General features: G+C 53.5%; 6 protein-coding genes and 1 pseudogene. All 7 read left to right on the top strand.

Features of this window, described 5'->3' with window-relative positions; genetic code table 11:
• Positions 1-753, top strand: a pseudogene (locus DW769_RS17005) (relaxase/mobilization nuclease domain-containing protein); the annotation flags it as partial.
• Positions 743-1,129 carry a cysteine-rich VLP domain-containing protein gene (locus DW769_RS15880; protein ID WP_002594234.1) on the top strand — a complete coding sequence of 129 codons (387 nt, stop codon included), beginning with the start codon at positions 743-745 and terminating at the stop codon, positions 1,127-1,129. The pseudogene DW769_RS17005 and the gene DW769_RS15880, both read left to right, overlap by 11 nt.
• 130 nt (positions 1,130-1,259) lie before the next feature.
• Positions 1,260-2,000, top strand: coding sequence for a replication initiator protein A (locus DW769_RS15875; RefSeq protein WP_002594233.1), 741 nt, complete (start codon positions 1,260-1,262; stop codon positions 1,998-2,000).
• A complete protein-coding gene (locus DW769_RS15870; protein ID WP_002594232.1) occupies positions 1,997-2,851 on the top strand; it encodes an ATP-binding protein in 855 nt (284 codons plus the stop codon). Before DW769_RS15875 ends, DW769_RS15870 begins: the two co-directional genes overlap by 4 nt.
• Complete coding sequence (locus DW769_RS15865) at positions 2,848-3,042, top strand: transposon-encoded TnpW family protein (protein WP_002594231.1); 195 nt, start codon at positions 2,848-2,850, stop codon at positions 3,040-3,042. The genes DW769_RS15870 and DW769_RS15865 overlap by 4 nt, the downstream gene beginning before the upstream one ends.
• Before the next feature lie 127 nt (positions 3,043-3,169).
• On the top strand, positions 3,170-4,795 hold the full coding sequence (locus DW769_RS15860) for a recombinase family protein (RefSeq protein WP_002594230.1): 1,626 nt from the start codon (positions 3,170-3,172) through the stop codon (positions 4,793-4,795).
• A 278-nt stretch (positions 4,796-5,073) separates the two neighbouring features.
• The coding region (locus tag DW769_RS15855; protein WP_147398868.1) for a helix-turn-helix domain-containing protein at positions 5,074-5,282 on the top strand (209 nt) is incomplete at its 3' end.

Genomic DNA, 5,282 nt, shown 5'->3' with positions numbered 1-5,282 from the left:
CGAAAGCTGGGGGACGATTTTGACAAGGCTGCTGTCCTTGCCCTGCTCACGCAGAACGCCCACAGAGCTGCCGAACAGACCAAAGCCATACCCGAATACCCTGCCGCAGTTAAAAAGCCGTTACAAGGGGAAAAAGCTGCAAAAACCACCCCGGCAGACAACACCTTGCAGCGCATGGTTGACCGGGAAGCCAAGCGAGCCGAGGGCAAGGGCGTGGGCTATGACCGCTGGGCGGCAAAGCACAACCTAAAGCAAATGGCAGCTACCGTTACCGCCTATCAGCAGTACGGCTTTTCCTCCCCGGAGGAACTGGACGAAGCCTGTTCTGCCGCCTATGCCGCCATGCAGGAAAGCCTTGCGTGGTTGAAGCAGGTGGAAAAGACGCTGAACGGGAAAAAGGAGCTGCAACGGCAGGTGCTTGCCTATTCCAAGACCCGCCCTGTCCGGGACGGGCTGAAACAGCAGAAAAACGCCAAAGCAAAAGCAGCCTACCGTCAGAAGCATGAAAGTGACTTTATCATAGCAGACGCAGCCGCCCGCTATTTCAGGGAGAACGGCATTTCCAAGCTGCCGAGCTATAAATCCCTGCAAGCAGAGATTGAAAGCCTTATCAAAGAGAAAAACAGCGGCTACAACGATTACCGGGCAAAACGGGAGGAGTACCGCCGCTTGCAGACTGTCAAGGGCAATATCGACCAGATTTTACGCCGGAGCGAGCCGCAGCGCAGAAAGGAGCAGAGCCATGAACGGTAATATCCCCCGCATGGACTACCGCCAGTACCGGGCAGCCCGCCGCCTTGTGCATGAGTGCTGCAACTATGACAGCGGGAACTGCCTGCTGTTGGAGGACGGCGAGCCTTGCGTGTGTGTACAGAGTATCAGCTATTCGCTGCTCTGCCGCTGGTTTACCGCCGCTGTCCTGCCCCTTGATGAAGCACTGGAAGCCGCCCTCTTGCGCCGGGGAAGCCGGAAACGCTGCGCTGTCTGCGGGGCGTTCTTCTTCCCAAAATCCAACCGGGGGAAATACTGCCCGGACTGCGCCGGACGCATGAAGCGGATAAACGCCGCCAAACGGAAGCGGAAACAAAGGGAGAAATGTCACGCTTTAGGGCATTTCAAACCCGCATAAATCAAGGCTTTTTTGGAGGGTGTCAAAGGGTGCGTGATACATTTATCCTTTTCCCTTAAAAACGCCCCCTAAAAGCGTAACAGAACCCACAGACAGACACCACAAGGAGGTGAACCCTATCGCTGATTATATGACCGCAGGAACGGAGCTGCCCGCTTACCTGCCTTACCCCCGTTTCCTGCTGGAAACAGACCTATCCCACACCGCAAGAGAGTTATATGCGCTGCTGTTAGACCGTTCCACCCTTTCGCAGAAGAACGGCTGGCAGGACAGCGAGGGACGGACATACATTGTCTACCCCATAGCAGAGATAGCGGAAATGCTGGATAAAGGCTGCACCACCATAAAGGGCGCACTGAACGAACTGGACGCTGCCGGGCTGCTGGAACGCAGACGGACGGGCTTTTCTGCCGCCAACCGTCTGTATGTGAAAGTGCCGCCTATCCCAGTGGTACAGTTTTCCGACCAACTGACGGACGGAAAACCGCCCCTCATAAGGGCGGGAAACCGACCAACTGACAGCCGGAAAACTGACCTTATGACGGTCGGAAAACCGTCCCCTAACCAAACTAATATAAACAACCTAATAGAGAGCCAAACAAAAGGAGCGAGTGAGGGGCAGCCCCCCGCCGCTTATGGCAGATATAAAAATGTATTTCTTTCTGACACAGAACTTTTGGAGCTGGAACAGGACTTCCCCGGCAAGTGGGAGTATTACCTTGACCGCCTTTCCTGCCACATCGCTTCCACCGGGAAGCAGTACCAGAGCCATGCAGCCACCATTTACAAGTGGGCGCAGGAGGACGCTGCCAAAGAGAAGCCAAAGAAAGGCATACCGGACTATTCATTCAAGGAGGGAGAAAGCCTATGACCGATACAATCCACAACACCATACTGCCTATGACCGACACCACAGCCGAGCCGGAGGATTACACCGGGGAGGACGGGCTTTTATACTGCGGCAAATGCCGGAAACCCAAAGAAGCCTATTTCCCGGAGGGCAAGACCTTTTTCGGGCGTGACCGCCACCCGTCAGAGTGCGACTGCCAGCGGGCAGCCCGTAAGGAACGGGAAGCCGCCGAGAAGCGGCGCAGCCACCTTGAAACGGTGGAACGGCTGAAACGGCAGGGCTTTACAGACAAGACCATGCAGGACTGGACATTTGCCAACGATAACGGCAGCTGCCCGCAGATGAAGAACGCCGCCGGATATGTGGCACGCTGGGAACAGATAAAGGACGGGAACTACGGGCTGCTCTTGTGGGGCAGGGTAGGCACTGGGAAAAGCTATTTTGCCGGGTGTATTGCAAACGCCCTCATGGAGCAGGAAGTCCCGGTGTGCATGACAAACTTTGCAGCAATATTAAACGACCTTGCCGCCAGCTTTGCGGGCAGGAACGAATATATTTCCCGCCTTTGCAGCTTCCCCCTGCTCATCATTGACGATTTTGGAATGGAGCGTGGCACAGAATACGGTCTGGAACAGGTCTACAATGTGATTGACAGCCGCTACCGGAGCAGGAAGCCGCTGATTGTGACGACCAACCTCACGCTGGAGGAATTGCAGCACCCGGAGGACACCGCCCACGCCCGGATTTATGACCGCCTGCTTGAAATGTGTTCCCCTCTCTGCTTTACCGGGGAGAATTTGAGGAAAGCCGCCGCACAGGGAAAAATGGAACAGCTGAAACGGCTGCTTGCCGGAAAGGAGATTTGCCTATGACCGACACCCAGAGAAACAAACGCCCTGCCCGCCGCCCGGACTGCGTGACCGAAACGAGGATAGGCAACACAATCCTTGTGGTGTCTGGCTTTTTCAAGGAGGGGGCGACCGACACCGCCGCTGACAAGATGATGAAAGTGCTGGAAGCAGAAGCCGCCGCCGGATATTTGACCTGTGATAAGCCTGATTGAAAAACCGTCATTTTTACCGACCGTAAAGAAGCAGATTTGACGCTTTTGCCGCTATACAGACAGCCGCCCCATGTGGTACAATCAAGGTACGGAATAGTGGGGCTGGCTGTCGGAAACGGAGGAATTTATGTTAAGACAGACCACCCAGCAACTCATTACCGCCCTTTACCCAAGACTGTCCCATGAGGACGAGCTGCAAGGCGAGAGCAATTCCATTTCCAACCAAAAGAGGATTTTGGAAACCTATGCCAAACAGAATGGATTTTCTAATCTGCGCTGGTACACCGACGACGGTTATTCCGGTGCGAACTTTCAAAGACCCGGATTTCAAGCCATGCTTGCAGACATTGAAGCAGGGAAAGTCGGGACAGTTATCGTCAAGGATATGTCGAGGTTAGGGCGAAACTACTTACAGGTGGGAATGTACACAGAAATGATTTTCCCACAGAAAGGTGTCCGCTTCATCGCTATCAATGACGGAGTGGACAGCGCACAGGGGGAAAATGATTTTGCCCCGCTGCGGAACATTTTTAACGAATGGCTGGTGAGAGATACGAGCAAGAAAATCAAGGCAGTAAAACGCTCTAAGGGCATGAGCGGAAAGCCCATCACAAGCAAGCCCGTCTATGGCTACCTCATGGACGAGGACGAAAACTTTATCATTGACGAGGAAGCCGCCCCGGTGGTACGGCAGATTTACAGCCTTTGCCTTGCCGGGAACGGTCCGACCAAGATAGCCCGTATGCTGACCGAGCAGCAAATCCCCACGCCGGGGACGCTGGAATACCGCAGGACGGGCAGCACCCGCCGCTACCACCCCGGCTATGAGTGCAAGTGGGCGACCAATACCGTGGTTCATCTGCTGGAAAACCGGGAATATACGGGCTGTCTGGTAAACTTTAAGACCGAGAAGCCGTCCTACAAGCTGAAACACAGCATAGAAAATCCCCCGGAAAAGCAGGCGGTTTTTGAGAACCACCATGAGCCTATCATTGACCGGGAAACGTGGGAACGGGTGCAGGAGTTACGCAAGCAGCGCAAACGCCCCAACCGTTATGACGAAGTGGGCTTGTTCTCCGGCATACTCTTTTGTGCCGACTGCGGCAGCGTCATGTACCAGCAGCGATACCAGACGGACAAGCGCAAGCAGGACTGTTATATCTGCGGAAGCTACAAGAAACGCACCGCCGACTGCACAGCGCACTTTATCCGCACTGACCTCTTGACCGCTGGCGTACTCTCCAATCTGCGGAAAGTTACCAGCTATGCGGCAAAGCATGAAGCCCGGTTTATGAAGCTTTTAATCGAGCAGAATGAGGACGGGGACAGACGCAGGAACGCCGCCAAGAAAAAGGAGCTGGAAGCCGCCGAGAAACGCATAGCCGAGTTATCTGCTATCTTCAAGCGGCTGTATGAGGACAGCGTAACCGGGCGCATATCGGACGAGCGTTTCACAGAGCTGTCGGCAGACTATGAAGCCGAGCAGAAAGAACTGAAAGAACGTGCCGCCAGACTGCGGGAAGAACTTTCCAAAGCGCAGGAAGCCACCGCAAACGCTGAAAAGTTTATGAATGTGGTACGCAGGCACACTACCATTGAAGAACTTACCCCTACTCTGCTGCGGGAGTTTGTGGAGAAAATCGTTGTCCATGAAAGCGTTGCCCTTGACGGGAAACGCCGGGGCAAGTTACGCAGACAGGAAATCGAAATCTATTATTCTTTTGTCGGCAAGGTAGAACTGCCCGACACCTAACCGCCCGACCTATCCGACATACCTCATGTGCCGGATAGGAACGGCAAAATTTTTTACACTTCTATTACTTCTTTATCACACATAAGCAAAATCCCAGGGAATTAAGCAGTTCATGGCTAATTAAAGGGAACAAAAAAGAAAGGAAAACCAATCCAGACGGTATCAGCGGCAGGATACAAGAATAAATTGTGATTTCACAAGATTGGTGCTATAATAAGAGAAAAGTTCCTGCCGGGGCAGCCGCCCCGGTGGTATGGATAGAAAGGCAGGAAAACAATATGCACATCAGCTATAAACCACTCTGGCACACACTGTTAGAGCGTGATATGAGGAAAGAGGATTTAAGGCTTGCCGCTGGTATGACAACGAATATGATTGCCAACATGAGCAAAGAGGGAAAGCACATCAGCATGGACACATTAGCCCGTATCTGTGAAACGCTGAATTGTGAGATTACCGATGTGATTGAGTTAGTACCAGACGAGCC

It is taken from the genome of Blautia sp. AM29-29, assembly GCF_003480555.1.
Lineage (GTDB): Bacteria > Bacillota > Clostridia > Lachnospirales > Lachnospiraceae > Fusicatenibacter > Fusicatenibacter saccharivorans.
This window is presented reverse-complemented; position numbering and strand designations above follow the sequence as displayed.